At 61.8% G+C, this 25,179-nt stretch carries 29 protein-coding genes and 6 pseudogenes; 16 read left to right on the top strand and 19 right to left on the bottom strand.

What is annotated here, in order from left to right; genetic code table 11:
• Positions 1-281 (top strand): transposase (locus tag IT41_RS03655; protein WP_036738805.1); only part of this gene is annotated, 281 nt, incomplete at its 5' end.
• A 6-nt stretch (positions 282-287) separates the two neighbouring features.
• Here the strand turns inward: IT41_RS03655 and fliF are convergent.
• Positions 288-1,625 (bottom strand): flagellar basal-body MS-ring/collar protein FliF, encoded by a 1,338-nt coding sequence (gene fliF, locus IT41_RS03650; RefSeq protein ID WP_081967449.1) that lies wholly within the window; start codon positions 1,623-1,625, stop codon positions 288-290.
• A 113-nt stretch (positions 1,626-1,738) separates the two neighbouring features.
• Between fliF and IT41_RS03645 the strand changes: the two genes are divergently transcribed.
• From IT41_RS03645 to IT41_RS22165, 12 genes and pseudogenes are all read left to right on the top strand, one after another.
• Complete coding sequence (locus IT41_RS03645) at positions 1,739-2,221, top strand: flagellar basal body-associated FliL family protein (RefSeq protein WP_036738804.1); 483 nt, start codon at positions 1,739-1,741, stop codon at positions 2,219-2,221.
• Positions 2,218-2,553, top strand: coding sequence for a hypothetical protein (locus IT41_RS03640; RefSeq protein WP_036738803.1), 336 nt, complete (start codon positions 2,218-2,220; stop codon positions 2,551-2,553). Before IT41_RS03645 ends, IT41_RS03640 begins: the two co-directional genes overlap by 4 nt.
• 4 nt (positions 2,554-2,557) lie before the next feature.
• A complete protein-coding gene (locus tag IT41_RS03635; protein ID WP_036738802.1) occupies positions 2,558-3,103 on the top strand; it encodes a MotE family protein in 546 nt (181 codons plus the stop codon).
• A 4-nt stretch (positions 3,104-3,107) separates the two neighbouring features.
• The gene (motA, locus tag IT41_RS03630) at positions 3,108-3,974 is read left to right on the top strand and encodes a flagellar motor stator protein MotA (RefSeq protein WP_036738801.1); all 867 of its coding nucleotides are present in this window, start codon (positions 3,108-3,110) and stop codon (positions 3,972-3,974) included.
• On the top strand, positions 3,971-4,240 hold the full coding sequence (locus IT41_RS19750) for a hypothetical protein (protein ID WP_074948029.1): 270 nt from the start codon (positions 3,971-3,973) through the stop codon (positions 4,238-4,240). The genes motA and IT41_RS19750 overlap by 4 nt, the downstream gene beginning before the upstream one ends.
• Positions 4,237-6,324 (top strand): flagellar biosynthesis protein FlhA, encoded by a 2,088-nt coding sequence (locus IT41_RS03625; RefSeq protein ID WP_052081254.1) that lies wholly within the window; start codon positions 4,237-4,239, stop codon positions 6,322-6,324. The genes IT41_RS19750 and IT41_RS03625 overlap by 4 nt, the downstream gene beginning before the upstream one ends.
• Complete coding sequence (locus tag IT41_RS03620; RefSeq protein WP_036738800.1) at positions 6,321-7,079, top strand: flagellar biosynthetic protein FliR; 759 nt, start codon at positions 6,321-6,323, stop codon at positions 7,077-7,079. Before IT41_RS03625 ends, IT41_RS03620 begins: the two co-directional genes overlap by 4 nt.
• Positions 7,076-8,182: a flagellar type III secretion system protein FlhB gene (gene flhB / locus IT41_RS03615; RefSeq protein WP_036738799.1), complete on the top strand. Its 1,107-nt coding sequence runs from the start codon at positions 7,076-7,078 to the stop codon at positions 8,180-8,182. The genes IT41_RS03620 and flhB overlap by 4 nt, the downstream gene beginning before the upstream one ends.
• Positions 8,179-8,535: a hypothetical protein gene (locus IT41_RS03610; RefSeq protein ID WP_036738798.1), complete on the top strand. Its 357-nt coding sequence runs from the start codon at positions 8,179-8,181 to the stop codon at positions 8,533-8,535. Before flhB ends, IT41_RS03610 begins: the two co-directional genes overlap by 4 nt.
• Before the next feature lie 58 nt (positions 8,536-8,593).
• Complete coding sequence (locus IT41_RS21835; protein ID WP_269429285.1) at positions 8,594-8,728, top strand: hypothetical protein; 135 nt, start codon at positions 8,594-8,596, stop codon at positions 8,726-8,728.
• 219 nt (positions 8,729-8,947) lie between these two features.
• Positions 8,948-9,277 (top strand): annotated as a pseudogene (locus IT41_RS19745) (IS701 family transposase); the annotation flags it as partial.
• Positions 9,278-9,370: 93 nt separating this feature from the next.
• Positions 9,371-9,742: pseudogene (locus tag IT41_RS22165) on the top strand (transposase); the annotation flags it as partial.
• A gap of 112 nt (positions 9,743-9,854) precedes the next feature.
• Here IT41_RS22165 and IT41_RS21460 read toward each other — a convergent pair.
• The 3 genes and pseudogenes from IT41_RS21460 to IT41_RS19735 form a co-directional block, all read right to left on the bottom strand.
• Positions 9,855-10,124 carry a hypothetical protein gene (locus IT41_RS21460; RefSeq protein WP_139221621.1) on the bottom strand — a complete coding sequence of 90 codons (270 nt, stop codon included), beginning with the start codon at positions 10,122-10,124 and terminating at the stop codon, positions 9,855-9,857.
• Between the two features lie 321 nt (positions 10,125-10,445).
• Positions 10,446-10,757: pseudogene (locus IT41_RS03595) on the bottom strand (IS701 family transposase); the annotation flags it as partial.
• A 142-nt stretch (positions 10,758-10,899) separates the two neighbouring features.
• A pseudogene (locus IT41_RS19735) lies at positions 10,900-11,138 on the bottom strand (transposase domain-containing protein); the annotation flags it as partial.
• 85 nt (positions 11,139-11,223) lie between these two features.
• Here IT41_RS19735 and IT41_RS03590 point away from each other — a divergent pair.
• Positions 11,224-12,251 (top strand): annotated as a pseudogene (locus IT41_RS03590) (IS110 family RNA-guided transposase).
• 260 nt (positions 12,252-12,511) lie between these two features.
• Here the strand turns inward: IT41_RS03590 and tnpC are convergent.
• The 5 genes and pseudogenes from tnpC to IT41_RS21245 all read right to left on the bottom strand — a co-directional run.
• Positions 12,512-13,624: pseudogene (gene tnpC / locus IT41_RS03585) on the bottom strand (IS66 family transposase); the annotation flags it as partial.
• A gap of 178 nt (positions 13,625-13,802) precedes the next feature.
• On the bottom strand, positions 13,803-14,156 hold the full coding sequence (tnpB, locus tag IT41_RS03580; protein ID WP_036738794.1) for an IS66 family insertion sequence element accessory protein TnpB: 354 nt from the start codon (positions 14,154-14,156) through the stop codon (positions 13,803-13,805).
• Between the two features lie 140 nt (positions 14,157-14,296).
• Positions 14,297-14,623, bottom strand: coding sequence for an IS66-like element accessory protein TnpA (gene tnpA / locus IT41_RS19730; RefSeq protein WP_074948031.1), 327 nt, complete (start codon positions 14,621-14,623; stop codon positions 14,297-14,299).
• A 100-nt stretch (positions 14,624-14,723) separates the two neighbouring features.
• Positions 14,724-15,047, bottom strand: a complete 324-nt coding sequence (locus IT41_RS21250) for a transposase (RefSeq protein WP_197055972.1) — start codon at positions 15,045-15,047, stop codon at positions 14,724-14,726.
• An 8-nt stretch (positions 15,048-15,055) separates the two neighbouring features.
• Positions 15,056-15,253, bottom strand: a complete 198-nt coding sequence (locus tag IT41_RS21245; RefSeq protein ID WP_197055971.1) for a transposase — start codon at positions 15,251-15,253, stop codon at positions 15,056-15,058.
• 83 nt (positions 15,254-15,336) lie between these two features.
• Here IT41_RS21245 and IT41_RS21240 point away from each other — a divergent pair, with 83 nt between their 5' ends.
• On the top strand, positions 15,337-15,582 hold the full coding sequence (locus IT41_RS21240; protein ID WP_036738793.1) for a hypothetical protein: 246 nt from the start codon (positions 15,337-15,339) through the stop codon (positions 15,580-15,582).
• A 179-nt stretch (positions 15,583-15,761) separates the two neighbouring features.
• On the opposite strand, the gene IT41_RS03560 is transcribed toward IT41_RS21240, so the two are convergent.
• From IT41_RS03560 to pcaD, 10 genes are all read right to left on the bottom strand, one after another.
• On the bottom strand, positions 15,762-16,586 hold the full coding sequence (locus tag IT41_RS03560) for an alpha/beta fold hydrolase (protein ID WP_036738792.1): 825 nt from the start codon (positions 16,584-16,586) through the stop codon (positions 15,762-15,764).
• Positions 16,586-17,374 carry an enoyl-ACP reductase FabI gene (locus tag IT41_RS03555; protein ID WP_036738791.1) on the bottom strand — a complete coding sequence of 263 codons (789 nt, stop codon included), beginning with the start codon at positions 17,372-17,374 and terminating at the stop codon, positions 16,586-16,588. The genes IT41_RS03560 and IT41_RS03555 overlap by 1 nt, the downstream gene beginning before the upstream one ends.
• A gap of 19 nt (positions 17,375-17,393) precedes the next feature.
• A complete protein-coding gene (gene fabB, locus IT41_RS03550) occupies positions 17,394-18,623 on the bottom strand; it encodes a beta-ketoacyl-ACP synthase I (protein WP_036738855.1) in 1,230 nt (409 codons plus the stop codon).
• Between the two features lie 21 nt (positions 18,624-18,644).
• Positions 18,645-19,154, bottom strand: a complete 510-nt coding sequence (gene fabA / locus IT41_RS03545) for a bifunctional 3-hydroxydecanoyl-ACP dehydratase/trans-2-decenoyl-ACP isomerase (RefSeq protein ID WP_036738790.1) — start codon at positions 19,152-19,154, stop codon at positions 18,645-18,647.
• 189 nt (positions 19,155-19,343) lie between these two features.
• The gene (locus IT41_RS03540) at positions 19,344-20,663 is read right to left on the bottom strand and encodes a lyase family protein (protein ID WP_036738789.1); all 1,320 of its coding nucleotides are present in this window, start codon (positions 20,661-20,663) and stop codon (positions 19,344-19,346) included.
• A gap of 85 nt (positions 20,664-20,748) precedes the next feature.
• Positions 20,749-21,591, bottom strand: a complete 843-nt coding sequence (locus IT41_RS03535) for a 3-oxoadipate:acetyl-CoA acetyltransferase (RefSeq protein ID WP_036738788.1) — start codon at positions 21,589-21,591, stop codon at positions 20,749-20,751.
• An 8-nt stretch (positions 21,592-21,599) separates the two neighbouring features.
• Complete coding sequence (locus IT41_RS03530; protein ID WP_036738787.1) at positions 21,600-22,292, bottom strand: protocatechuate 3,4-dioxygenase subunit alpha; 693 nt, start codon at positions 22,290-22,292, stop codon at positions 21,600-21,602.
• A gap of 2 nt (positions 22,293-22,294) precedes the next feature.
• Entirely contained in the window at positions 22,295-23,017 is a 723-nt protein-coding gene (gene pcaH, locus IT41_RS03525; RefSeq protein ID WP_036738786.1) for a protocatechuate 3,4-dioxygenase subunit beta, read from the bottom strand.
• The gene (pcaC, locus tag IT41_RS03520) at positions 23,014-23,400 is read right to left on the bottom strand and encodes a 4-carboxymuconolactone decarboxylase (RefSeq protein WP_036738785.1); all 387 of its coding nucleotides are present in this window, start codon (positions 23,398-23,400) and stop codon (positions 23,014-23,016) included. The genes pcaH and pcaC overlap by 4 nt, the downstream gene beginning before the upstream one ends.
• A complete protein-coding gene (pcaD, locus tag IT41_RS03515) occupies positions 23,397-24,176 on the bottom strand; it encodes a 3-oxoadipate enol-lactonase (RefSeq protein WP_036738854.1) in 780 nt (259 codons plus the stop codon). The genes pcaC and pcaD overlap by 4 nt, the downstream gene beginning before the upstream one ends.
• A gap of 66 nt (positions 24,177-24,242) precedes the next feature.
• Here pcaD and IT41_RS03510 point away from each other — a divergent pair, with 66 nt between their 5' ends.
• Entirely contained in the window at positions 24,243-25,172 is a 930-nt protein-coding gene (locus IT41_RS03510) for a LysR substrate-binding domain-containing protein (protein WP_052081253.1), read from the top strand.
• Positions 25,173-25,179: the final 7 nt, after the last annotated feature.

Genomic DNA, 25,179 nt, shown 5'->3' with positions numbered 1-25,179 from the left:
CGAAGCTGCGCCATGTCTTCGCGGACGGAGGATATGCAGGACCAAAACTGCGCGAGGCTCTGATCGGTATTGGCCGCTGGACCATCGAGATCGTCAAACGATCCGACGCGGCGCAAGGCTTCGAGGTCCTGCCCCGAAGGTGGGTCGTGGAGCGCACCTTCGCCTGGCTGGGGAGATGCCGCAGGCTGGCAAAGGATTGGGAGAAATCCATCGAGAGCGCAGAGGCATGGGTTCTCATCGCACATATCAGGCGCATGACCAGGGCAATCGCAACAGATTGAAATCATTCATCTCGTTTTGAATCTGGCTCTTAGGATCGGCCGAAGCAGGAACAGGGCCAGTGCCAGTGCGAAGAATCCGACCAGTGCGATACGGGTCAACCCGTTCAGATCGAGTTGCGAGAGCAACCCGCCCCGGCTGGCAAGTGTCCCGGCTTCGGTAAGCGATGCAAAGGGAAGCGACTTCACGGTGATCGCATCCCCCCGAGTCTCATCGAAACCGACGGCTGCGGCAACAAGTTCACGAATTGACTGAAGATCGGCCTCTTCCCGCGGAGCCAGCGTTATCAGCCCGTCCGCACCGTTTTGCGGAACGCCATTAATCAGGACCGCGACCGTTAGACGGCGGGTCGAGCCGGGCTGGCGCGAAACTTCACGGGTGACAGTACTGACCTCGAAATTGGATCTTTGCCGGGTTTCGGAACGGGACGATTGGCTTCGGTCGCCATCCTCGTCTTGCCCCTCGGGCAGATTCGAAGCGGCTGTTACAGCACCTTTTTGAGAGTTGCTGCTCTGATCGGTGGTTTCTTCGCTTTCCTGCGCGATCAAGGCGCGCTCTTGGGGATCGAAGCGCTGCTCGGTAAGTCGTTCGGTTTCTGTCACCACGTCCAGGTTGAGTTCGACAATCGCATTTCCCGGACCGACATGGGCTTCCAGAATCCGTTCGACGTTGCGCTTGATCTCGGTCTCGCGGTCCTTGCCCGCGAATCCCTCGCCTGAAGATACAACTCCAAGCTCGCTGTCGATGACCGTCACGCTATCCGCCGCCATTCCAGGCACGCCGGAGGATACCATGAATTTTAACGCCTCGGATTGCGCCTTGCTGAGGGGGGCGCCTGTTGTCGAAACCGTGACCGAGGCGCTCGGCAGGCTATCACGGCGATATCCACGCCCATTCGGCACGGCAAGATGTACGCGCGCCGTCTCAACATTCGGCAGAGCCAGGATCGTGCGGGCAAGTTCGCCCTCTTTGGCGCGCCAATAGGCCGCATCGAACATCTGCGAAGTGGTGCCAAAGCCCGACATGCCATCCAGTATTTCGTAGCCCGCGCCACTTGCTGCAGGCAGCCCCTCGCCAGCAAGCGTCATTCGCAGTTCATCGCGACGGCTTTGCTCAACCCAGATCGAATCGCCTCGGATTTCGTAGGGGATGCCAGATCTTTCGACAGCCGCCATAACCGCGCCCGACTGCTTGGCCTCCAAACCGGAATAAAGCAATGCCATTCCCGGACGGCTGGCGAACCACGACAATGTGGTGATCGCCAGAAATGTAAACAAAAAAGCAACAACAAGAAGTGCTCGTTGCTTCGTGCTTCTTTCGCGCCAGTAGTGTTGCAGCTTCAGCAAAACCGTTCCCTTCGAATCAGTTTTTCCTTGTTGGGTCCTTCATGGCACAACGGCGATTAAGAATTGGTTAGTCCCGGAATGATATTCAGTCGACAGATCGACGGAGAATCACCATGGCCGACGTCACAGATATAGTTGAGGAAAAAGAGACCGGCGCGGGCCTGCGTCGAATGCTACTGTTGGCCGGCCTGCTTGTCGGCGCAGCCGCAGGTGGCTTTGCGTCCACCTATCTGGGTTTCTGGTCGCCGGCGGATATCATTGCCGCCGGGGAAGAAAAATCTGCGGAAGAAGGTGGATACGCGGAGGAATTCGTGGATTTGCCGCAAATCGTTCTGACGCTTTCGGGCTCGGAAATGCGTATGATTGTCATGACGATCAAGGTCGAGACAGATTCAACTCACCGCGCAGAGGTAGAGCACCTGACGCCTCGCCTGCTGGACAGCTTTAATAGCTTTCTTTCTGATGTTGATCCATCGGCTTTTGAGCGCCGCGGGATCCTTGACATTATCAGGAACGAGCTAGCGACCCGGGCGGTATACGTCCTTGGGAAAAGCGCATTTACCGACTTGCTCATCACGGAGTTCCGCATTCAATGACAATCGCGCAGATTTTACAAACCTTGCTGATTACTTTCACCGTCGGCCTTGCATTTTTCTGCTTTGCGCTGGCGCGCCGGCTCAGAATGCTGAATGATTTGGAAAATGGTCTGGGCGGAGCCATCGCGGTGATGACCAGTGAAATCAGCCGGCTGGAAAATTCGATCATCTTGGCCAAAGCCGAGGCGATGCGCGCTACCCGCTCTCTTTCGGAGGAAATAGAAAGAGCCAAGGAAGAGCGTGCCTTCTTGGCGCTGAATAAAAAGTTAAATGAAAACATCGCGACGCGTCCCTCGCGACTTCAACGCCGTCGTCGGCGTGAGGAGGCTTGATATTATGCGCAGGCCGATACTTTCTATTCTGGGCAGCGTAATGGTGTTGGCTGCAGCGGCGCAAGGCGTCATGTTGGTGGATGGTTCAGCGCGCCTGGCGGCGAATGCCGAACCTCCCGAGTTGTTGGCAGGGTGTATGGATGTTCCCGAGGTTGTCGCGCTGGCCGATACCTTACGGCAAAGATCCCAGCGAATGGACAGGTATATCCAGGAAATGGAGCGAAAAAAGGCTGAAATCGCCTTTGCCGAAAAGCAGCTGACGGAAAAGCTTGTCGAGCTACGCAAGCTAAGGCAGCTAAACGCTCGAAGAGATGCGGGTCAACAACAGGTTCAGAACGATGATATAGCCCGGTTGATAGCGGTTTATGATCAGATGAAGCCGGAGCAGGCGGCTATGGTTATATCTAATCTGCCTCCCGATTTTGCTGCGCAGATACTCGCGCGCGTGCAGCCTGAAACCGGCGCGCGGATCATGGCTTCGGTCGAGCCAGAGCGTGCGGCAGTACTCACGTCATATATGGGCGCAATCAGGATGTCAGGAGGCAGGTGAAACCATGTTTGGCATGATCGGCATTGTGGTAACCTTCGTGATGGTGTTCGGAGGTTATATTCTTGCGGGCGGAAAACTGGGTGTGATCATGCACTCATTGCCGTTTGAGCTGATGATGATTGGTGGTGCCGCAATCGGTTCGTTCCTGCTTTCGAATGAAACGTGCGTTATCAAACAATCGCTTTCTGGTATTGGGCGCAGTCTTAAGGGGACGCAATGGCATGAAACAGACTTGCAGGATGTGTTGTGTCTGCTTTTCCAACTGCTGCGCATTGCGCGCTCAAGCCCGGTCGAGCTTGAGGAGCATATCGAGAACCCCCATGAATCGCCGATTTTCCAGGCATACCCCAAGATTCTGGTGGATGAGCATGCCGTTGGCCTGATTGCTGATACGCTGCGTTCTACCAGTCTGAATTATGACGATCCCTATCAGGTCGAAGAGATGCTGTCGCAAAGAATCGGGTTGATGAACGAGGAGGCGATGCACGCTCCTCATGCGCTGCAAAACATGGCGGACGCCTTGCCCGCGTTGGGTATTGTGGCTGCGGTCTTGGGGGTGATCAAGACCATGAGCGCGATCGATCAGCCGCCAGAGGTTTTAGGCAAGATGATCGGTGGGGCTTTGGTCGGCACGTTCCTAGGGGTGTTTTTGGCCTATGCGATCGTGGCGCCTTTTGCGCAGCGGCTTTCGGCCGTGATAAAGCAGGATCAGGCGTTCTATGACGTGATAAAATCGGTATTGGTTGCAGGCCTTCACCAGCATGCGACCAACCTTTGCGTCGAGGTCGGGCGTCAAGCGGCGCCCGAACATGTGCGGCCTTCATTCAATGCGCTGGAAAATGTCCTGAAAGAACTCAAGAGGGCGTCGTGATTGCGCTCTTGCTGATCTCGGTCGCGCTGGCCAATGAGCCGAGCGAAACGCCGGTGACTCGCGAAGGATTGATCCGCGAAGTGACCAATTTGCTGCTGAACGGAGAAGCTTTGCCGCCCGATCTCGATGCACGCCTGATGGCTCTCGCACCGGCGGATCGCATTGAAGTGCTGATCTTTCTACGCCGGTCGGGAATGTTGACCGGCCCAAGCTGGAGTTCAGAGCGCCTTCTTGTTCCGGCCAGACCGGGAGATCCTTCCAGATGAGCATTGCCGAACAAGCCTCGGGCATGGCAGTGTCCATCCGACCACTTGCGATCACCGGCATTCTGGTACTCATTGTTTTGTCAATGGTTATTCCAATGCCTGCGGGGGTTCTTGATGTCGGAATAGCACTTTCCATTGCGACCGCGACTCTCGTTCTTGTCATGGCCTCGCTGGTTGAAAGACCGACGGACTTTCAGGCTTTTCCCGTCCTGTTGTTGGTATCTTTGCTGATTCGACTGTCGCTGAATATCTCGTCCACCCGCCTGATCCTGACCGATGGCCAAAACGGCCCCGCCGCGGCCGGACAGGTTATCAACGGTTTTGCCGAGTTTGTCGCCGGCGGATCGTTGCTGATTGGCCTGACGGTGTTCGGGGTAATCTCGGTGGTGAATTTTATGGTCATTACAAAGGGCTCTGGGCGCATGGCTGAAGTCTCGGCGCGCTTTGCGCTGGATTCGTTGCCTGGCAAGCAGTTGGCGATCGACGGTGATCTGAACTCGGGGGCGATTGATCACGAAGAGGCCAAGCGGCGCAGAAGCCGCGAGCAGCGTGAGATCAGCTTTTTTGGTTCGCTCGACGGCGCCTCGAAGTTCGTCAAAGGCGATGCCATCGCGGGTATCATGATCACTATGATCAACCTTTTCGTCGGTTTGGGTGCGGGGGTGTTCGTCCACTCGATGCCGGTTGGCGAGGCGCTCGAAACCTATTCCAAACTGACCATCGGTGACGGGTTGGTCAGTCAGATTCCGTCGCTGATTACCTCAATGGCGGCGGCATTGCTGCTGTCGCGCGGGGGCGCGACCGAAACCACCGCCGATCTGCTGTCTCAGCAATTGACAACGAACTGGCATGTTCCGGCCGTCGGCGCGGGCGGGATGATGATAGTCGGCCTGGTGCCGGGCATGCCCGCGCTGATCTTTCTGACCCTCGCGGCGTCTCTGGCAGCGGCGGCGTGGTTCATCCGAACGCGACAGGCTCAGTTCGAAGCCCAACCGGAATCGGTTAAGGAACAAGAGCTTGCGACACCCGTTAAGACACGAATCGGTGATGTTCTGGATACAGACGAATTGTGTATCGAAATCGGTGCCGGGCTGATTGTGAGCGCACTTGATGCCGGCCGTGGCCTTGGGCAAAGGATCACTAACCTGCGGCTGCATATCGCCAAGGCTTATGGCCTGATCCTGCCGGATGTCCGCATTACGGATGGTGCAGGTTTTGGCGACGGCGAATATGTCATCCGGCTGCAGGGCGTCATCAGGGGGCGCGGCGTCCTTCAACCCCGGAACGTGCTTGCATTGGGAGCAGATTCAGTTTTGCAGGACTTGCCCGGCGAAAGCATCCGTGAGCCCGTATACGGCAGTCCGGCGCGGTGGATCGCACTCGACCGTCAGGATGATGCGTCCATCTCCGGCGCGACCGTCGTCACGCCGATGGAGATTCTTTCCACGCACCTGATGGAGGTGGTCAAATCCAACCTTTCGGCGCTACTGACCATGTCTTCGATGCAGCGCATGATTCGGGAGCTTTGCAGCGTCTCGGATGAGCATCGCGCGCAATTGAACCAAAGGTTTTTCGACAGTATGGTACCTGAAAAGGTTTCATCGGAAATATTACTGGCCGTTTTGCGCGGCATGCTGGATGAACGCCTGTCTGTGCGCAATCTTGTTCTGATCACGGATGCCGTTCATGAGGCGCGCAGCGCAACCACGCCTGAGGCGGTCTATGAGTTGGTACGCAAGCGGCTGCGTGGCCAGATCACCGAGCAATTCCTGAGTGATGACGGTCATCTGGATATCGTGCAACTTCACCCGAAATGGGAAGCCGAGATTGCCCGCGCCGAAAGCGATGCCGCGCGCTCGGGCAATGTACCAATCCCGCAGCTTCAAAAACGTATTACCGAGGCGGTACAGACCACACTTTCCGGTCTGCAGACCGCGAACGAAGTGGTGCTCGCTGTGCCCGATCATCGTCGCAGGTTGATCCGGATGATGCTGAGTTCGTCGGGGATCGGGATTCCCGTACTCGGTCTGGACGAGATTGACGCATCCGCCCGGGTACGGCTTTGCGGTACGGTCAATCCATGATGATGCCCGCGCTGGACTCGGGAACCGTCGCGATGCTTGTCGGTATGTTGCTGACATATTGCCGGGTTCAAGCCTGCCTTCTGGCGCTTCCGGTCTTTTCCGAAAGGTTCCTGCCAGTCAGAGTGCGCGTTGCACTGGCCATGTCAATCACGCCGGTTCTTGCGGATTATGCCACTCTTGTACAACAGCCCGGCGCTGCCTCGCATTTGGCGTTACTTGGTGGGATCGAGGTGCTGTCGGGGCTGGCGCTTGGTGGATTGGTGCGTCTTTTTGCGGTGGCGCTGGATGTGGCGGCGACCGCGATCGCGGCAACAGCGTCGCTGTCACAACTGGTCGGAGTAGCCACCGAATATTCGCCGCATCCGATCGGGGGCATTTTGCACCTGGCCGGACTTGCACTGATCATGGCATTGGGATTTCCGTTGCTGGTCTGCGATATGTTGCGTGAGAGTTTCCTGCTGCTTCCGCTTGGCGGGGTCCCTGACGTTACCCGGATCCTGCCTCTCGCGATTTCCCTGGTGCAGCGGGGTTTCGTCCTGGCGATGGTTCTGGCCGCACCCTTTATCCTTGGCGGCTTTCTATACCAGCTGTTGTCGGGCATGGTCAGCAAGGTGATGCCGGCGCTTCCGGTGGTTTTCATCGCGGCCCCCGGCGCCATTTTCTTGGCGCTTCTGGCACTGGTGCTTCTGGCGCCGTCGATCGTATTGATCTGGGCGGATGCGGTTCTTGATGTGTTGCAAACGGACCTGCCATGAGCGAGGAAAAAGACGACAAACAGTTCGATCCGTCGGAAGGCAGGCTGCGCAAGGCGCGGCGCGAGGGAGACGTTCCCCGTTCGGCCGAGTTGCAGTCCGCGCTGATGTATCTGGGATTCTGGTTCGCCTCGATATTCGCGATCTCTTGGGCTGTGCCCGGTTGGGTCGGCATGGCCTCGCGTGCGATGGGAAGCGAGCCCTGGCCCGATACCGAGGGGCGCTCTGTCATGGATATCGCGCGGGGGCTTTCAGCCCATGCCGGGCTGATGTTGCTGACCATGGTCGTGATCATGTCGGTGCCGATCATCCTGGGGCTTGTGGCTCAGCGTTCGGTGACTTTCACGCCCAAGAAACTTGCGCCGGATATCAAGCGGATCAACCCGGTCAAGAACGCCGCTCAGAAGTTCGGCACGAGCGGGCTGGTCACCTTTGCGATCTCGCTTTGCAAGGTCGTTCTGGTCTGCGTCGGTGGCTGGCTGCTTTACGTCTCGTTGCTGGCACGGCTGTTCACTGTCGATGCGATGGGTGATTTGAAATGGGTTCAGGGGCTTGGCGTGATCCTGCGCCAAGCGTTGATGCTGGCCCTGGCGATCGGTGCGGTGTTCGCTGTCATAGACCTGCTCTGGAAGCGCAGGGAGTATCTGATGCGCCACCGCATGTCCCGGCGAGAGATGCAGGACGAGCACAAGGAAAGCGAGGGTGACCCCCATTTAAAGGCTGCACGCCGGCAGAAGGGGGTCGATATCGTCATGAATGCGATGCTTGCAGACGTCGAAAAGGCGGATGTCATTGTTGTCAACCCGACGCATTTTGCTGTGGCGCTGGAATGGAAGCGTGGCAGCGGGCGGGCGCCGGTCTGCCTTGCCAAGGGGGTTGACGAGGTGGCGCGGCGAATTCGCGAACGGGCTCAGGAACATCAGGTGCCGATCTGGTCGGATCCGCCCTGCGCTCGCGCCTTGCATGCGACTGTCGAGATCGGCGAGGAAATCCGCAGTGAGCATTTTGCCCCGGTTGCCGCTGCCATCCGCTTCGCCACTGCCATGCGCAAGAAGGCGCGGGATGGCTGGGGCGGGCCTCCCATCCGGAGGGCCGGCGGGGCATGAAAGGTCAGACGAAGGCCCTTGGACGGCTGGAGCGCATCGCAAGGCTGAAATCTGATATCGAGATGCGGCGCTTCTCGGCCTTTCGCTCGCATTTGGTTGAGGCGCGCGCACGCATGATGCAGATCGAGCAAGAGCTTGCGGCGATACACCAATCCGACGCCGCTTTTTCGGTCAGCGAGGCGCGGCTGACCAACGCGCTCGCCTGCGAAAAAATCCGCGACCTCCTTGCCGCAGAGGAGGAGGTCCGGCGGTTGCTGCCTGGTTTCGAGGCTGCGCGTGGTCGCGCGTTACGGGAATTCGGTCGAGCCGAGGCGCTGAACAGCCTGCGCAAATCGTCGATCGTGGAGGCATGACCTTCCAGCGCGCGCCGGGAGGCAGAGGGGGATGGCGAGCGGGACGAGGATACGCCAAATGCAAGAGGCGATCCCTGCTTCACTGCCCGACCCGCCGGGATTCAGCGTCGACCACCTCACCGATATTTTCTTCGTGAAGGGGGCACAAGTTGATCGGGCAAGCGATCCAAGTGGCGTTGGCCACGTTGTCTGATGAGAAGCTTGAGAATGTGACATCGTGGCTGGTTCGCCATGGTCATCTGCCGGAACGTGAGGCGATGATGGGCATTGGTCCCGTCGGTATTCATGTGTCTGGATAACCAGCATCCTCACCGTGGTGGCAGTTGGGTAGATTCAGTTCCAGAGCAATGGACTTCTGCCTATCATTACATTTGCGTTTTTCATCTGATCTCTGAATCAATGGTCTACCATGATGTGGATGCGGTTATGGATGTCTGGATTGCCGGTCGAGGAAGCGCTGGAACTTCGGGCTTCGTCGCTTCGGGATGTGAAGGCGCGGATGCGGGCGCTGTTCACGCAAGAGCGTGTTGCGGCGTCTGCCGGGCAGCTTCTCGGTGGCCTTCCGGGCGAGGAAGGGCGCAAGACCGGGTGGATGCGGGCAGAGGCTGCCGGCAACAAGGCACCCTGGCGGCAGCAGGCGATACTGGGTCGCGGACAATGGGATGCCGATGCCTTGCGTGACATCTTCCGCGACTATGCGCTGGAAGCGCTGGCGGATCCTGATGCGGTGCTGGCGATTGATTGGTGAGCCGGGTAAGAAAATGATCCCCTGGCGGCTGTTGAAAAAAATCCATATGTCTGATTCTGCTTGTTTGTTGCTGGCTGAGAGGCTGCGATGTTGGGTCGGAAGAAACGTGGTCGGCCAGAGCTTTTCATCAGCGGGTCGCCGCGGGATCCGATCCGCGATGACCATGTGCTGGTGAGGGTCGATCAGCTTCTCGATCCTGAGTGGCTTCGCGCCGGGGTGACCGATCTTTATCGTTCGAACAATGATCGCCCCGGCCTCGACCCCGAACTTGCCCTGCGTCTGATGCTGGCGGGCTTTCTGCGCGGGATCGTTCACGACCGGCGGCTGATGCGTGAAGCCCGGGTCAATCTCGCGATCCGCCGGGTTTTTGTCCGTGTCCTGCGGCAGTGCCAGGCTGCTGAGCTGGTTTCGACCGGGATCATCCACATCGACGCCAGCCCGATCCGCGCCGATGTCAGCATGGATGCGCTGGTCTCGCGCCATTTGGACGCCATCGAAGACACGCTCGGGGCTTCTCCGGGCCGGATCACCGCGGACACAGTGCCGAGTTGTTCGTCGGGTGCCGCCGGGTTCAGCAGATCGGCGGATCGAAGCGCTCATCCCGCCCCTTCGCGCGCACCGCCGCAAGGTTGCGCAGCGCTTTGCAACCGAGCCGTTCAGGTTCGATCCTTATCACGACGTGGTTCGGGGTCCGGCGAAGCAGCGGCTCACAGCTCGCGACAGCATGAAATCCGGCAAGTGGTATCGTGCCGGCCGGCGCGACCGCACCCGCTGCCCGCTCAAGGCACAGTGCCAGCCATAGGGCGCGCCATCGCGCCGGGTGCATATCGTCGCCAGCCATGCGGCCATCCAGCGCGCCCCGGCGCAAACGCCTGGCATGGGGCGAGGACGACCACGCCGTCCACACCACCCGGCATTGCTGGCGCGTCCAAGGCGTACACGGCACCGCAAAGACACTCCACGGACGGGCCAGAGCGATCCGCAGAGGGCTTGAAAGCATGAAGTTCCAGGCCCTCCTGACCGCCATCGCCATGAACCGCAAGACGTTGGCGGCGGCAGCGATGATCTTCTTCCTTTCCAGAGTCGGAAGCCGTCTCCGCGGAACCGGTCTGACACGGCTTTTTCAACAGCCCCCGGGACTGTTTTCTGCCCTGGGTCACCAATCGATCACCAGCACCGCATCAGGATCCGCCAGCGTTTCCAGCGCATACTCGCGGAAGGTGCCACGCAAGACATCGGCATCCCATTGACCGCGACCCAGTATCGCCTGCTGCCGCCAGGGTGCCTTGTTGCCGGCAGCCTCTGCCGGCATCCACCCGGTCTTGCGCCCTTCCTCGCCCGGAAGGCCACCGAGAAGCTGCCCGGCAGACGCCGCAACACGCTCTTGCGTGAACAGCGCCCGCATCCGCGCCTTCACATCCCGAAGCGACGAAGCCCGAAGTTCCAGCGCTTCCTCGACCGGCAATCCAGACATCCATTACCGCATCCACATCATGGTAGACCATTGATTCAGAGATCAGATAAAACGCAAATGTAATACTAGAGTTGTAAGCGCGATTTTCGCCGCACGTTGACGCCGCCTTTCGGCGTTTGATTTCGGTAAGCGTCGTGTTGGATCAGGCGGCAGTGCTGGTTTTGGGGAAGTTGAAGGGCAGCAGATCGGTGATATCGGCGTCGTCGGCCGCTGCGGCAATTCGGTGAGGACGTGGCGCAACCAGGCTAACGGCTCGACGCGTGCGGCGCGGCAGGTCGACATCAGACTGTAGACGACGGCACTGGCCTTGGCTCAATCTACGGTATCGCTGAACAGCCAGCTCTTTCTGTCGGTTGGAAATATTCTGATATCGCGTTCGAGATGGGGTGGATGCCGCTCTTCCCTGGCGGCATCGCGATGTGCCAAACTCGTGGTGTGGAAGCACAAGCTGCAGGAGATGGCATCCATGGGAGAAGTTAACATCATCGGCGTCGATCTGGCAAAGAACGTGTTTCAGGTCCTCGGCGCGGCGGCGGACGGGTCCGTTGTGTTCAGCAAGAAGTTGTCGCGGCCGCAGTTCGCCCGGTTCATGGCGGATCAGCGGCCGTGCCTGGTGGCGATGGAGGACTGTGCAGGCGCGCATCAATGGGCGCGGGAAATGTCGCGGCAGGGGCATGAGGTCCGGCTGATCGCGCCGCATGACGTCAAGCCATTCCTGAAACGGCAGAAGAACGACGCGGCGGATGCGGAGGCTATCGTCGAGTCGGCGCTACAGCCGACCATGCGCTTCGTCGAGCCGAAATCGGCAGAGCAGCAGGCCGGGCCGTCGCGTTCCGGACCCGCGAGCAACTCGTGAAACAGCGTACCGAGGCCGCGAATACTCTGCGGTTGCATCTCTACGAGTTCGGTCACGTGGCGCCCGAAGGTATCGGCTACCTGCCGCGCCGCGCCAAGGTCGTCGACGATCCCGACATCGAGGTGCCGGAACTGGCGCGCGACATCTGCCGCATGCTCCTTGACCAGATCGCCCAGTTCACCGCCCGGATCGATGCGCTGAAGGCACGGTTCGCGGCCATGTCGCAGGACGCGGAAATGCCGCGCCAGCTGCAGACGATGCCGGACGTCGGCCCGATCACCGCGCTCGCGGTCGAGACCTTCGCGCCGCCGATGGAGCAGTTCCGGCGCGGACGCGATTTCGCCGCCTGGCTCGGCCTGGTGCCGCGGCAGCACTCCAGCGGCGGCAAGCAGAGGTTGGGAAAGACCTCGAAGATGGGGCAGCGCGACATCCGGCGAATGCTGATTATCGGGGCGACCGCCGTGATCCGCTGGGCCTCGCGCCGCGGGGCACCGAAGGGGTCTTGGCTGGCGCGCATGTTGGAACGAAAACCGATCCCGGTCGTCGCGGTCTCGCAGGCGAACAAGATGGCGCGCGGCATCCGGGCGATGCCGACGCGCGGCGAAAGTTATCGTGGCCCGGTGCTGATCGGCGCCTGACACGGCGTTGAAGCGACCGGGCCACCGAGTTGTGAGGAAGGCATGATCTGCATGGGCCCATGATCGACATGATCCGGCTCGGGCAAACCGGAAACCTTCTCCGAGCCTCGAACTCGCTGTTGGAGATGTGGTCCCGGTCAGCGCATCACCATCCCGGCCAGCGGCGCCAGTCAGCCGCACGAACAGGCCTGACAAAAGACCGCACTCGATCACATGTCCCGACGATCAGAAATTCCTTGCAATCCGAGCGGAATCCACAAAAGAAAGTTGTTGTCTATCGGCATCCTGCCGTCCTCGGTGTAGCGCGTCAGATATTCCCATTGGTTCAGAGTATAAGAGACGGCATCGCCGAGCTTGCTGTCCGGCAAGACCTTTGGGGCGATAATATCGAGCCGTTCCTTGAGGGCATTCAGGATGGCTACGCTGTGTTGCTGGCCAAAGCGGCGCATGCTGTCGGCCTGCGTTTCGCCGCCACCCGGCTTTTCGTCGTTCGCCTGCCTTTCAACCCGGTAGAGTTGGTCGAAGAACCGGAGCGCCTGTTCCGGCGGGCCGCTACCTTTCTTCCTCGCCTTGAGGGCATCGACAAAGCGCCGTGTAGAATGAGCCATGCATCCAAGATGGGTTGCCCCCTCCAGCGTGCGCCAGGCCGAATAGCCATGGCTCATCACTATGCCGCGATAGTCGCCGAGGAAGGCCTGCGGGTAGATCTGTCCGCGGCGCGGCTGATATTCGAACAGCACGATCGGCTCGTCGCTGTCCTCACCGCTCCGGTAAGCCCACATGTACGATGTGCTGGCGGCCTCTCTGTCCTTTTCCTTCAGCACCTGGACCGCCGTCTCGTCGCCATGGATGAGGGATTCCGATCGAAGCCGCAGTTTCAGCGCGTTATAGATACGGGAGAGATGCTTTTCGCTCGAGCCGATCACCCAATGGCCCAGCGCGCCAAGGCTGACAGGAACGCCTGCGCGCTCGAATGTCTGCGCCAGGCGGTAGAGCGGTGTGCCATCGACGTATTTTTGAACGAGTGCGAAGGCTAGCGTCGAGGCTGGGGCGATGCTGCCCGGCAAGGGCTGCTTCGGCATCGGCGCGATGACGACCGGCGTGTTGATGCCGGTACGGTCGCAATGGCGGCAGGCATATGTGAACCGCACATTCTGCAAAACCTTCGCCTTCACCTCGACATGAAGCTGCTCGGTGACAGTCTCGCCCATGCGGTGCATCTGGTGACGGCAGCATGGGCAGATCTTTTCGTCGTCGGCAAGGTCATATTCAACCCGCTCGCGCGGCAGGTTTTCCGGCAAAGCCTTGCGGCCGCGCTTCTTTCCCGTCGCCCTTTCTTTGGCCGGCAGGCCCGTATTCGGCAGATCAACGCAATCCGCCTCGTCGCAGCCCGTGTCGCCTCCCTCAACGGCGCTCTGTGAGCTGACGGTTCTCTGCCTGCAGCGCAGCAATGCGCGCTACCAGCTCGTCAACACTCGGTTCGTCGGGTCGATTCATCGGATTCTTGAATCTGAACCGTACCGACGCGTCAACCGCGGAATTCGAGACCCCTTAGCCGGCAACCTGATATTGCCGCACCGGATGGCGAATCATCGCGTTGATATCAATGCCGTCGAGAATCCAATGCAATTGCTCGGTCGCAAGCCGGACGATCGCCTCCTGGCGGTGGGGCCACCGGAACTTGTCCTCGGTCAGCCGCTTCAGGACCGGAACAAAGCCCGATCGATCGAAGAAGAGCACCTTCATTCGGTCGCGACGGCGATTGCAGAACGCAAAAGCCGCTGGAGCAAAAGGATCGAGGGCCATCGTCTCCTGGACCAGGACCGCGAGGCTGTCGATCCCAGCCCGAAAGTCGATCGGGTCGCCATGCAGATAGACCTGAAGGTGGGCGCCCAGTCTGAACATCACCCAACGCTCCGATCATTGCCGCCAATGCATCCACATCATTGCATTCCAGCGTCAGCTTCACCCGGTTCGGCAATGATGCGTTCACCCTGGCCGGAGAGGACAGTGGGCCGATCTTCTCAGATGCTGAGCGCGGCACGTCACCACCAGGGGGCAGCCAAATCCAGCGCAAACGCGCTGCTCTGTCGCGACATGGCCTGATCCGCGGCGCTTTCAATCTGAACCGGAATGAATGTCGGCGCGGAAGGCGGCGTAATCATCGCCATGCCCTGCTTCGCCAGCCGGTGCTGGCCTATCCACTTCCACAGGAGGTTCGCATTGACCCCGTGATCCAGGGCAGGCTGAGCAACCGACGCACCGGGTTGCAAACAGCTTTCGATCAGACGCGCCTTCGATACCGGATCAAACTTTCGCCGCCCAATCGGATGGACCGCCGTCACCCGAAGTTGCCGCCCATCGTCTTCCATATCCTGGTGTCCACCTTTTTTCCGGTGGACACCTCATGCCGCAGCAAACACAGCCGGAAAATGTGCGGCGAAGTTCGCGCTTACCTAGAGCCAGTTACACCTAATCGGCCTGATATCCTGCAGCTTTGAAGGAGTTGTAGCACTCCTTGTCGGAGAACAGATCGCAGACTTGGCCGACTGCCGGCCAAAGCTGATCGTAGGTGCGGGCGGCGGCTTTTCTGATCAGCGCCTTGAGTTTGGAGAAGGCCATTTCGATCGGGTTGAGGTCGGGGCTGTATGGGGGCAGGAACAGGAACCAGGCGCCGATATCGCGCAGGGCAGCCGCTGCGGCCCAATTCCTGTGGCTGGAAAGATTGTCCAGAATGACAACCTCCCCGGGTTGGAGTGTCGGGACCAACTGGGTTTTGATGTAGGAATCGAACATTTCGGCATTCATTGCGCCGTCAATCCCCAAGGCGCGTCCAACCGGTCATGGCGCAGGGCGGCAACGAAGGTCTGGATGCGCCAATGTCCGGATGGTGCATGATCGACGAGGCGCTGCCCGCGGGGTGCCCAGCCGGTGGTCTTGGCCATGTTCGTCTTGATCGCAGTCTCATCGACGAATGCCAGCCGCTCCAGATGGTTGGCCATGAAGGGCTGGTGCCTTGCGATCCAGACATGCCGCAGGCCAGCCAGGTCCTTTCGCTTCTGTTCAAGCGCCTGCAGAGTTTTTTATGACGCAGTCCGAGACCCCGCAGAATGCGCCAGACGGTGGCGCGGTGGAGGTCGATGCCATGCGTTTCGGCCAGTTCGGCCACGAGTTCATCAAGCGTGATCCCGCTTTTGGCCGTGACACGGGCCTCGAGCCAGCCGGTCACGTCCACCAGCTTGCCATGTCCGCCGCCGTTGCTTTGTCGCCTCGGTGTCAAACATCCGGTCTCGCGACGCAGATTTACCAGATCATTTACGAACTTCGGTGACACCCGAAAGTGCCGCGCCGCCTGACGGTGCCCGTGACCGTCGTCTACGTAGCCGATGACCCGGCTACGAAGCTCTATTGGATGTGGCTTGCGCATCTGAAATCCCCATCTGCCTGAGCAGAAGAAAACCACGCCAGGCGCAGTCTGGGAATATTGAAGCTCAAAGTCCGCGATACGCTCTAGCGCATCATCCGCAGCCAGGCCCTGATCGCGGTCAGGGCCTCGGCCTCGTCGAGAAAGGGGATATGTGCGCGGTCGGGGACCTCGGTGAAGATCATGTCCGGCCGCCGGCGTTGCATTTCCCGGGCGGTTTCCGGCGACAGCAGGTCCGAATTGGCGCCGCGGATCAGGGCCAGCGGCAGGCCCCGGGCCGCGTCGAACAGCGGCCAGGTATCGACCTCGGGCCCGTCGAAAGCGGTCAGAAACGACTCGCGCAGCGCGGGGTCGTAATTGATCCGCAGACCGTCAGGGGTTTCTCGATAATGCTTGCGCGCTTCCTCAAGCCAGCGGCTGTCGGGCACATTCGCAAAACCGGGCATGGCGCGCGGCATGCGCTGCGCCAGTTCGCTCAGACTGGTCGCCGCCGGGTTGCGGCCGACATAGTCAAAGATCCGCTCCAGCCCGCCACGTTCTAGGACCGGGCCGATATCGTTCAGGCAGAGGCCCAGCATCCGGTCGCGCGCCGTCGCGGTCAGCAGCAGCCCGATCAGACCGCCCCGCGAGGTGCCCAGGATCGCGGCGCGCTCCAGCCCCAGATGATCAAGAAGCGCCAGCGCGTCCATGGCTTCCTGCGGCACGGTATAGGTCGCGGCCCCGGTCCAGTCCGAATCGCCGCGCCCGCGATAATCCGGCCGGATCAGCCGTACATCGCGCAGATGTGGCGCCAGATAGTCGAAATCGGTCCCGTTGCGCGTCAGCCCCGACAGTGCCAGAACGGGCAGGCCCTCGCCCTCGTCGCGATAGGCAAGGCGCGCGCCGTCTTCGGCCCGGAAATGCCGAAGCATCACAGGTTTTCCGATTGCGGCATGCCCAGGACGTGATAGCCGCCATCGACCAGAACGATCTCTCCGGTCGTGCAGGCGCCCCAGTCCGAGCACAGCCAGACGGCGGTGCCGCCGATCGCCTCAAGCGTCGCATTGGCGCGCATCGGGGCATTCGCCTCGGTATGGCGATAGGTCTTGCGGGCGCCACCGATCGCGGCGCCGGCCAGCGTCTTCATCGGCCCGGGGCTGATCGCGTTCACGCGGATGCCATCGGGGCCAAGATCATTGGCCAGATAGCGAACCGAGGATTCCAATGCCGCCTTGGCCACCCCCATCACATTGTAGAACGGCGTGACCCGGTTCGATCCGGCATAGGTCAGCGTGATGATCGAGCCGCCGCCATGCATCAGAGGCTGCGCCCGCCGGGCCAGGTCGATCAGTGAGTAACAGGAAATCGTCAAGGAATTCCTAAAATTGTCGCGCGTCGTGTTGACAAAGCGCCCGGTCAGCTCGTTCTTGTCCGAAAAGGCGATGGCATGGACCAGGAAATCAAGCCGGCCCCAGCGTGAGCCGATGTCGCCGAAGGCGCGGTCCAGCGATTCGTCGTCGAGCACGTCCACATCCATCAGGAAATCCGAGCCCAGCGAGTTGGCCAGCGGTTCGACCCGCTTGCCAAAGGCCTCGCCCTGATAGGAAAAGGCAAGCTCGGCCCCTTGTCCTGCCAGGGCCCGGGCGATCCCCCAGGCGATCGAGCGGTCATTCGCGACCCCCATCACAAGGCCGCGCTTTCCCTTCATCAGATCGCCCATGGCTTAACCTTTTCTTCTTTTATTCGCGGTATTTGGACAGAAGCAGCGTCGCGTTGGTGCCGCCAAAGCCAAAACTGTTGGAAAGGATGGAATCGAAATCAATATCGTCCATGCGCCGGGTCGCGACCTCGCCCGGGCGCACCTCGGGATCAAGCTCGGTGACATTGGCCGATGCGGCGATGAAGCCGTTTCTCATCATCAGCAGCGAATAGATGACCTCATGCGCACCTGTCGCCCCCAGCGAATGGCCGGTCAGCGATTTCGTCGAGGAGACCGGCGGCACTCGCCCTTCGCCAAAAATATTGCGGATCGCCTTGATTTCTCCGATATCCCCGACCGGGGTCGAGGTGCCATGCGCGTTGATATAGGTGACCGCACGGTCGCTGGGCAGGGTCGAAAGCGCCAGCCGCATCGAGCGTTCGCCACCTTCGCCCGAAGGGGCGACCATGTCATGGCCGTCGCTGGTGGCGCCATAGCCGGTGACCTCGGCATAGATCCGGGCGCCACGGGCCAGGGCGTGGTCCAGTTCTTCGAGGACGACGACCCCGGCACCGCCCGCGATAACGAAACCGTCGCGGGTCACGTCATAGGGGCGCGACGCCGTTTCCGGCGTGTCGTTATATTTCGAGGACATGGCGCCCATGGCGTCGAACAGGCAGGACAGGGTCCAGTCCAGTTCCTCGCCGCCGCCGGCGAAGACGATGTCCTGCTTGCCCATCTGGATCAGTTCGGTGCCGTTGCCGATGCAATGCGCCGAGGTCGAGCAGGCCGAGGTGATCGAATAATTCACGCCCTTGATCTTGAAGGGCGTCGCCAGACAGGCCGAATTGGTCGAGGACATGCAGCGCGTGACCATGAAGGGACCCATGCGCTTGGGCGCGCCCTTTTCCATCACGATGCGATGCGCGTCGAACAGATTGGCGGTCGAGGGGCCGCCCGACCCCATGACCAGCCCGCTGCGTTCGTTCGAAACCTCGGCTTCGGTCAGCCCGGCATCGGCGATGGCCTGTTCCATGGCGATGAAATTATAGGCTGCGCCCGCACCCATGAAACGCAGGTTGCGCTTGTCGACATGATCCTCGAGCACGATTTGCGGCATGCCGTGGATTTGGCTGCGAAAGCCGCGCTCGGCATATTCGGGCGCAAACACGATGCCCGATTTCCCGGCGCGCAGGCTCTCGGCAACCTCGCCCGCATTGTTGCCGATGGGAGAGACGATGCCCAGTCCGGTGATGACGACGCGGCGCATGGCGTGCTCCTTGTTCATGATTCAGGCGGCCGACAGGGCCACTTTCATGTCCTTGACTTCGTAAATGGTCTCGCCGTCCGCTTCGACGCGGCCATCCGCGACGCCCATGGTCAGGCGGCGGGTCTGCACGGCCTTGGTGAAATTCACGTAATAGCGCAGCATCTTGCGGTCGGGCCGGACCATGCCGGTCAGCTTTACCTCGCCGACGCCAAGCGCATAGCCGCGCCCCTGCCAGCCCCGCCAGCCCAGATTGAATCCGGTCAGCTGCCAAAGCCCGTCAAGACCCAGGCAGCCCGGCATGATCGGGTTGCCGGGGAAATGGCAGGGAAAGAACCAGAGATCGGGCTTGATGTCGAATTCCGCCACGACATGGCCCTTGCCATGCGGGCCGCCATCTCCCGAGATATCGGTGATCCGGTCCATCATCAGCATGGGCGGTTCGGGCAATTGCGCATTGCCCGGACCAAAGAGTTCGCCACGGGCACAGGCCAGCAGATCATCCTTGTCAAAGCTGGTCCTAGTCATCGTCATATGCGCATTTTCCCTAATGGAGGCCCGAGATTACCGTGTCCGGAGACGCGAACGGGGGACCCGTCCGCAAGCTTGTCGCCCGGTCTATCATTCCGTGGCGGCAGGGTGCAAGGGTGCACGCTGCCCGGCTGGTGCCAAGCTGCAAACGCCGGCAAGTCACGTGCATCCGCGACCCGGCTGGCCCGGAGCTCAGTCCGCGGATCGCGCGGATCTGGCGAATGCGCGGGCCTCTTCGGGGGCGCTGCCAAGGCTGTCGGTATGCGCCAGATCAAGTTCCGGATAGTCGCGTGCGACCAGCGACGGCAGCGGATTTCCCCTGTTCATGGCCTCCGCGCAGAGCGCCTTGATCCTTGCCTGTGCCACGGGGCGGGGCATGTGGCGGGCCAGGGCGAAGCTGTAGGCCTCGGCATGGATCAGGCCCGTCCCGTCGTCGAGGCCCCGCGCCATGGCGCCTGCATCCGGCGCGATGCGGCCCGCCAGTTCCAGTGCCAGAGCCAGGGCGCGTCCGGTGGCGATGCAGATCGGCGGCAGGGTCAGCCATTCGGTAAACCAGGCCGCGCCGTCGCGTTGCTGGCGGTGCAGCCCGGCGTTTTGGACGGCTGCGGAAAGCAAGATGTTTTGCCGCGCCAGCGCGACCAGCACCGACGGGCCCACGGGATTCTGTTTCTGCGGCATGGTCGACGAGCCGCCGGCGCCGGCGATGCGGATCTCATTGATGCCGGATTGGGCCATCAGGATCAGATCCTCGCCCATCTTGCCCAGCGAGGCGCAAAGCCCGGCCATCCAGGCGGCAAAGGTGCCGATGCGGTCGCGTTCGGCATGCCAGCCATGGCCGGGATCGGAAAGGTCGAGTTCGCGGGCGAGTGCCGCGCGGATCGCCGGACCCTCGGGCCCCATGGCGGCCAGCGTGCCCGCCGCGCCGGCCAGCGAGACGGTGGCGAGATCCCGGCGCAACCGGGCCAGCGCGGCGCGGTGGCGCAGGAGCGGATGACCCCAACCCGCGACCACCGCGCCGAAGCTGGTCGGCGTGGCGATCTGCCCATAGGTGCGCGCGGCCATCGGCAGCTCGGCATGTTTGCAGGCCAGATCGGCCAGCGCCTGCGCGATCTGCCGCAGTCGGTCGTCCCAGATTTCGGTTACCCGGCGCAGGCGCAGGGCCAGGCCGGTATCGGCGATGTCCTGGCTGGTCGCGCCCCAATGCACATATTGCGCGTGTTCGGGCGCCTGCATGGCCTTGCGGAACGCCGCGACAAGACCGGGGACGGGAACGCCATTGGTTGCGGTCTCGGCGGCAAGTTCGGCTGGGTCGATCTGCACCTCGCGCGCCGCGCGGTCGATAAATGCGGCGGCGGTTTCCGGGATCAGGCCGATCTGGCCCTGAACGCGGGCGAGCGCGCCCTCGACCAGCAGCATGGCGCGAATCTCGGCGCTGTCGGTAAAGAGTTTCGCGGTTTCCTCATCATTGAAAAGGTCGCGATAGATGGCGCTGTCGGCGATGGATGCGGGCATGTCGGGCCTTTTCTTGTGCGAGGTCCGGAAGGCGGGCTGCCTCCCGGACCCCGAGGATATTTCGGCACGAGGGAAGATGCGAGCGTCAGGCCGCAGCCGGCTGGCGCAGGCCCAGGATATCGCGCGCCTGTTGCCATGTGGCGACGGGGCGCTGGTATTTTTCGCACAGATCCGCCGCGCGCTTCACCAGCGCCGCGTTCGAGGGCGCCAGCGTATCGCGGTCGATGCGCACATTGTCCTCCAGCCCGGTGCGTGCATGGCCGCCAGACGAGATCGCCCATTCGTTCAGCACGATCTGGCTGGCACCGATGCCGGCCGCGCACCAGGGCGTGTCCTCGCCGAACAGGCGTTTCACCGTATGGATGTAATAGTCGAAGACCTCGCGATCGACCGGCATGGCGTTCTTCACGCCCATCACGAATTGCACATAGGGCCGGTCCTTGATGCGGCCGTCCCGGTGCATCTTCGCGGCCTGGAAGATATGGCTGAGATCGAAGGCCTCGATTTCCGGCTTTACCTCGTATTTCAGCATTTCCGAGGCCAGCCAATCCACCAGATCCGGCGGGTTTTCATAGACGCGGTTCGGGAAATTGTTCGAGCCGACCGAGAGCGAGGCCATGTCGGGGGCAAGCGGCAACATGCCGCCGCGGGTCTGCCCGGCACCCGAACGCCCCCCCGTCGAAAGCTGGACGATCATGCCGGGGCAGTGCTTTTCCAGCCCCGCTTTCAGCGCGGCGAAGCGCTCGGGGTCGCTGGTCGGTTTGCCTTCGGCGTCACGGACATGGCAATGCGCGATTGTCGCGCCGGCCTCGAAGGCCTCTTGCGTCGATTCGATCTGCTCGGCCACCGTGATCGGAACGGCGGGGTTGTTTTCCTTGGTCGGAAGCGAGCCGGTGATCGCCACGCAGATGATGCAGGGGTCGGACATGTCTGGCCTCAGATATCGAAAAAGACGGTTTCGTTCTCGCCTTGCAGGCGGATGTCGAAGCGATAGACGGGCTTGCCGTCGCGCTCTTGCCGTTTGGCGATCAGCGTGGCGCGGCGGTTTTCCCATTCGATCAGGTTCAGGACCGGATCGCTGGCATTCGCCTCGGCCTCGTCCTCGAAATACATCCGTGTGTTGAGCCCGATATTGATGCCGCGGGCGACGATCCACAGGTTGAGATGCGGCGCCATCGGGGCAAAGCGTTCGCTGCTGCGACCCTGCCAGTCGGGATGGGTGTCCTGCACCTTGCGCGCCACGCCCGAGGTCAGCTTGCCGCGCGGCACGATCGGGCCCGGCTTGACGGTGTCGAAACCCCATTCGCCGGTCTCGAAATCGGTGATCACCCGGCCCCAGCCGCGAAAGCCGTCCTCGACCTCGCCGCCGCCTTCGGGATGGGCATAGATGCCCTTGGAATTGGCCTGCCAGACCTCTAGCAGCACGTCCTTGACCGGGCTGCCCATGCCGTCCATCACCAGCCCCTCGACCCGGATGCGCTCGCCCCCGGCATTCGGACCGGCGATGTCCCAGCCCAGTTCCTGGCGGTAGATGTCGAAGCCCGCGGCGCCCGGCGCCAGGCCGATATGGACGTAAGGCCCGGCGGTCTGCGAGGCGGTTTCGCGCAGGTAATCCAGTTTCTGTTCCATGATCAGTTCCCCTCCAGCCGGTTCTCGAACAGGGTCGAGCGGCGGCCCCTCAGGACAATGTCGAATTTATAGGCGATGGAATCCAGCGGGATCGTCGCATTCATGTCCAGTTTCGCGATCAGTTGCTGGATCGCGTCCGGGTCGGGGATGGTCTTGACGATCGGGCAGATCGGGATCAGCGGATCGCCTTCGAAGTAAAGCTGGGTGATCAGCCGCTGCACGAAGCCCGTGCCGAAGACCGAGACATGGATATGCGCCGGGCGCCAGTTATTGACCCAGTTGCGCCAGGGATAGGCGCCGGGCTTGATGGTGCGAAAGAAGTAATAGCCGTTCTCGTCGGTCAGAGTGCGGCCGCAGCCGCCGAAATTCGGATCGATCGGCGCCAGATAGGTGTCCTTCTTGTGGCGATAGCGGCCGCCGGCATTGGCCTGCCAGATCTCGACCATGGTATTGGGCACCGGACGCGCGTTCTCGTCCAGCACGCGGCCATGGACGATGATGCGCTCGCCCACCGGGTCGCCATCCTTGGCGTAGTTCTTGATCAGGTCGTTGTCGATCGGGTCGATATCGCTATGGCCAAAGACCGGGCCGGTGATCTCGCTCAGCGAATTCTGCAGCGAGATCATCGAATAGCGCGGGCTGCGCGCGACGCTGGTCTTGTAATCGGGGGTCAGGGCTGGCGGCTGCAGGCGCCGGTCGCGCTGATAGAATTCGGCTGGCTTCATCTCTGGTCCTCCCTGGACATTTCAGCGAGCGTTTCCTTGGCAATCTTGATGGCGTGGTTGGCGCGCGGCACGCCGGCATAGATGGCGACATGCAAGAGCGCCTCGAGGATGTCATCGGGGCTGGCGCCGGTATTGGCGGTGGCGCGGACATGCATGGCCAATTCGTGATCATTGCCCAGCCCGGCCAGCAGCGCGATGGTCAGCATCGAGCGCTCGCGCGGGGTGATCGTGTCGCGCGACCAGACCGAACCCCAGGCGGATTCGGTGATCAGCGTCTGAAAGGGTTCGTCGAATCCGGTCTTGGTGGCCTCGGCGCGGTCCACATGGGCATCACCCAGCACGCGGCGGCGGGTGCGCATTCCATCATCGTAACGGGCGCTCATCGGGCGTGTTCCTGAAGAAAGGGGGCAATGGTGCGGACATAGGCTTCGGGCTGTTCGACGCAGGGCAGATGGCCTGCCTCGGGAATGATGCGGAAGTCCGCGCCGGGGATCAGCCGCGCCGTGGCCTCGACCAGTTCGGCGGGGGACGAGCCATCCGTATCGCCCGCGACGACCAGCGTGGGCCGGGTAATCGTCGCTGTGGTCCGGGTCAGGTCGGTCGCGGCCAGCGCGCGGCAGGCAGCGACATAGCCGGTGGGAGAGCTGCGCAGCACCATGTTGCGCCACAGTGCAAGCTCTGGCGTGGCGCGGAATTTCGGCGCGAACCAGCGCTCCATGATGGTGTCGGCGATGGCGGCGATGCCGCGGGTCTCGACTGCCTCGATCCGTTCGGCCCAGCTTTCGGCGGTGCCCATCTTCGCCGCCGTGTTCGACAGCACCAGGGCGCGGAGCAACTCGGGGCGGGCGGCGGCCAGCGCCTGGGCGATCATGCCGCCGATGGACAGGCCGACTAGGACGACCGGGCCGCTGGCGGTGGCCTCGATCAGGGCGGCGCAATCCTCGGCCAGATCGGCGATCGAGTATTCCTCGCCCTCATCCGAAAGCCCGTGCCCGCGCTTGTCAAAACGGATCGCGCGGATCCCGGGCATCTGCGCCAGCAGCGCGTCCCACAGCCGCAGATCGGTGCCCAGCGAATTGGCGAATACGACCGCCGGCCCATCCTGCGGACCGTCGATCCGGTAATGCATTGCCCCCCAGGGACGGTTCAGAACTTGCATGATGTTCCCCCTTGCGAGATAACTTGCCATAACGATTTATCCTTGAATAATGCAAAATGGGCCAGAATGGATAATCATGCCGCTATGCATCCGGCGGTAAAGCTGCGCCATATCCGGGCATTTCTGGATATCGCGTCCGAAGGCGGGCTGACCGCCGTGGCGCGTCTGCAGGGCATTACGCAGCCGGCCCTGTCGCGGACATTGGCCGAGCTTGAGACGCTGCTGGGCCAGCCGCTGTTCCTGCGCCAGGGCCGCAAGCTGGTCCTGACCGAGGCGGGCGCGCTGTTTCGCCGCCACGCGATGACCGCCGTGCAGGCGCTCGAAGCCGGGGCGGCGGCCTTGCGGCCCGGCGCGGGCGGCATCCTGCGGCTGGGCGTCCTGCCGACCGTCGCCACGCGCTTCATGCCCCGCGTCATGCTGCGCTTTCGCGAATTGCATCCCGAGACCCTGCTGTCGGTCGAGACCGGCCCGCATTTCCACCTGATGCGACTGCTGCGCGAAGGCTCGGTGGACCTGATGGTCGGGCGTTTGCCGGGCGCCTCGGAAATGGCGGGGCTCAGCTTCGATCACCTGTTCGAGGAAGAGGTGATCCTGACCGTGCGCAGCGGCCATCCCGCCATCGGCCGGCCGGTGACCGAGGTATTGGCCCGCCACCCCGTCATCCTGCCGCCGGCGACGGCGCTGATCCGGCCGCCGGTCGATGCCTATCTGGCCTCGATCGGGCTCAGCGGCTTGCGGCCCGTGGTCGAGACCGTCTCGCTGGCCATCGGGCGCGGCATCTGCCTGAACTCGGATGCGGTCTGGTTCATCTCGCGCGGCGTGGTGTCGCATGAGATCGCGCGTGACGAGATGGTGCAATTGCCGACCGGGCGGCGCTTCATGTCCGGCGCGGTCGGCATGACGCGGCGGCAGGCGGTCAGCGGTGCCGCGCTGACGGCCCTTGAAAACATCGCGCGGGAAATCGCGCGACGCGAAGGCAGCGCGCAGCAGGGCTGAGCGCCGC

The organism is Paracoccus halophilus (genome assembly GCF_000763905.1).
In the GTDB taxonomy this organism is placed as follows: domain Bacteria; phylum Pseudomonadota; class Alphaproteobacteria; order Rhodobacterales; family Rhodobacteraceae; genus Paracoccus; species Paracoccus halophilus.
This window is presented reverse-complemented; position numbering and strand designations above follow the sequence as displayed.

Excerpts from the sequence above, each read along its gene's own strand:
- IT41_RS03645 (WP_036738804.1), top strand. The coding sequence starts at position 1,739 with ATGGCCGACGTCACAGATATAGTTGAGGAAAAAGAGACCGGCGCGGGC.
- IT41_RS21250 (WP_197055972.1), bottom strand. The coding sequence starts at position 15,047 with ATGTTCGATTCCTACATCAAAACCCAGTTGGTCCCGACACTCCAACCC.
- IT41_RS03555 (WP_036738791.1), bottom strand. The coding sequence starts at position 17,374 with ATGGGCGATCTGATGAAGGGAAAGCGCGGCCTTGTGATGGGGGTCGCG.
- IT41_RS21245 (WP_197055971.1), bottom strand. The coding sequence starts at position 15,253 with ATGGCCAACCATCTGGAGCGGCTGGCATTCGTCGATGAGACTGCGATC.
- pcaH (WP_036738786.1), bottom strand. The coding sequence starts at position 23,017 with ATGAAGCCAGCCGAATTCTATCAGCGCGACCGGCGCCTGCAGCCGCCA.
- IT41_RS03560 (WP_036738792.1), bottom strand. The coding sequence starts at position 16,586 with ATGCTTCGGCATTTCCGGGCCGAAGACGGCGCGCGCCTTGCCTATCGC.
- IT41_RS03620 (WP_036738800.1), top strand. The coding sequence starts at position 6,321 with ATGATGATGCCCGCGCTGGACTCGGGAACCGTCGCGATGCTTGTCGGT.
- IT41_RS03625 (WP_052081254.1), top strand. The coding sequence starts at position 4,237 with ATGAGCATTGCCGAACAAGCCTCGGGCATGGCAGTGTCCATCCGACCA.
- fabB (WP_036738855.1), bottom strand. The coding sequence starts at position 18,623 with ATGCGCCGCGTCGTCATCACCGGACTGGGCATCGTCTCTCCCATCGGC.
- pcaC (WP_036738785.1), bottom strand. The coding sequence starts at position 23,400 with ATGAGCGCCCGTTACGATGATGGAATGCGCACCCGCCGCCGCGTGCTG.
- pcaD (WP_036738854.1), bottom strand. The coding sequence starts at position 24,176 with ATGCAAGTTCTGAACCGTCCCTGGGGGGCAATGCATTACCGGATCGAC.
- fabA (WP_036738790.1), bottom strand. The coding sequence starts at position 19,154 with ATGACGATGACTAGGACCAGCTTTGACAAGGATGATCTGCTGGCCTGT.
- flhB (WP_036738799.1), top strand. The coding sequence starts at position 7,076 with ATGAGCGAGGAAAAAGACGACAAACAGTTCGATCCGTCGGAAGGCAGG.
- motA (WP_036738801.1), top strand. The coding sequence starts at position 3,108 with ATGTTTGGCATGATCGGCATTGTGGTAACCTTCGTGATGGTGTTCGGA.
- tnpB (WP_036738794.1), bottom strand. The coding sequence starts at position 14,156 with ATGTTCAGACTGGGCGCCCACCTTCAGGTCTATCTGCATGGCGACCCG.
- IT41_RS03640 (WP_036738803.1), top strand. The coding sequence starts at position 2,218 with ATGACAATCGCGCAGATTTTACAAACCTTGCTGATTACTTTCACCGTC.
- IT41_RS03535 (WP_036738788.1), bottom strand. The coding sequence starts at position 21,591 with ATGTCCGACCCCTGCATCATCTGCGTGGCGATCACCGGCTCGCTTCCG.
- IT41_RS03610 (WP_036738798.1), top strand. The coding sequence starts at position 8,179 with ATGAAAGGTCAGACGAAGGCCCTTGGACGGCTGGAGCGCATCGCAAGG.
- tnpA (WP_074948031.1), bottom strand. The coding sequence starts at position 14,623 with ATGGAAGACGATGGGCGGCAACTTCGGGTGACGGCGGTCCATCCGATT.
- IT41_RS03530 (WP_036738787.1), bottom strand. The coding sequence starts at position 22,292 with ATGGAACAGAAACTGGATTACCTGCGCGAAACCGCCTCGCAGACCGCC.
- IT41_RS03510 (WP_052081253.1), top strand. The coding sequence starts at position 24,243 with ATGGATAATCATGCCGCTATGCATCCGGCGGTAAAGCTGCGCCATATC.
- IT41_RS21240 (WP_036738793.1), top strand. The coding sequence starts at position 15,337 with ATGACGCAGTCCGAGACCCCGCAGAATGCGCCAGACGGTGGCGCGGTG.
- IT41_RS03635 (WP_036738802.1), top strand. The coding sequence starts at position 2,558 with ATGCGCAGGCCGATACTTTCTATTCTGGGCAGCGTAATGGTGTTGGCT.
- IT41_RS03540 (WP_036738789.1), bottom strand. The coding sequence starts at position 20,663 with ATGCCCGCATCCATCGCCGACAGCGCCATCTATCGCGACCTTTTCAAT.
- IT41_RS21835 (WP_269429285.1), top strand. The coding sequence starts at position 8,594 with ATGCAAGAGGCGATCCCTGCTTCACTGCCCGACCCGCCGGGATTCAGC.
- IT41_RS21460 (WP_139221621.1), bottom strand. The coding sequence starts at position 10,124 with ATGGCTGGCGACGATATGCACCCGGCGCGATGGCGCGCCCTATGGCTG.